Genomic DNA, 800 nt, shown 5'->3' on the forward strand with positions numbered 1-800 from the left:
AGCGTAGAGGGACTTTTCGTCCATGGCGGTGACCTCTGGCGATTAAATACACCATTATCATGCCTTCAGCCACCACAACAAGGGAAGACCCATATGCATACAGCTATATTGATCGGAGGTTTTTCATGCCTAGACACTATGAAATTGACTCAGCCTGGCGTGCGAGCATTAAGCGTGAGCCGAACGGTCGTCAGACAGTTACGACAGAAGCCTTTGTCAGCCAGCTTGCGCTGATTAATTTTCACTGGAGTTGTCGCCAAGCAAATCAGTGGATTGAAACCTACGTGACCGTTTTTAAAGACATTTCCACTCAGGAAGGAGAGAACCGGACATTCATGCTTTTTAACCCCAACGGAGGCCGTTAAAAATGGGTTTTCCATCGCCAGCAACCGACTACCAGGAAAACAGGCTGTCACTCGATCAGCACTGTAATACAGGAGCGCCGGGAGTATTCTTTTTTCGAAGTGATACCTACTCTTTCCGGGAAGGGATAAAGCCTGGTGCGCTGCTCATAGTAGATTTTGGGGGCACGCCCGTTGACGGGTCTTTGGTGCTCTGTGTCCTGGAACAAGAATTCAGGATCATGCGATTGCGACTACACCCCAAGCGGTGTCTCCAGGAACTCGATAAGCTGGATAACTTCAGGGCTATACCTGATGACGATGAGGACGGGTTGGAGGTCAGGGGGGTCATTACGCACATTGTGGCACTGTTGCAAAGTTAGCGATGAGGCAGCCTTTTGTCTTATTCAAAGGCCTTACATTTCAAAAACTCTGCTTACCAGGCGCATTTCGCCCAGG

General features: G+C 49.4%; 2 protein-coding genes. Both read left to right on the top strand.

Features of this window, described 5'->3' with window-relative positions; genetic code table 11:
- Positions 1-125 precede the first annotated feature (125 nt).
- Positions 126-365, top strand: coding sequence for a hypothetical protein (locus tag PGQ95_RS26285; protein ID WP_001549892.1), 240 nt, complete (start codon positions 126-128; stop codon positions 363-365).
- 2 nt (positions 366-367) lie between these two features.
- Complete coding sequence (locus PGQ95_RS26290; protein WP_004199403.1) at positions 368-724, top strand: S24 family peptidase; 357 nt, start codon at positions 368-370, stop codon at positions 722-724.
- Positions 725-800: the final 76 nt, after the last annotated feature.

The organism is Klebsiella sp. 141240 (assembly GCF_050600805.1).
GTDB classification, from domain to species: domain Bacteria; phylum Pseudomonadota; class Gammaproteobacteria; order Enterobacterales; family Enterobacteriaceae; genus Klebsiella; species Klebsiella aerogenes.

Bases quoted from the DNA above. Each gene is read 5' to 3' on its own strand.
- PGQ95_RS26290 (WP_004199403.1), top strand. From the start codon at position 368: ATGGGTTTTCCATCGCCAGCAACCGACTACCAGGAAAACAGGCTGTCA.
- PGQ95_RS26285 (WP_001549892.1), top strand. From the start codon at position 126: ATGCCTAGACACTATGAAATTGACTCAGCCTGGCGTGCGAGCATTAAG.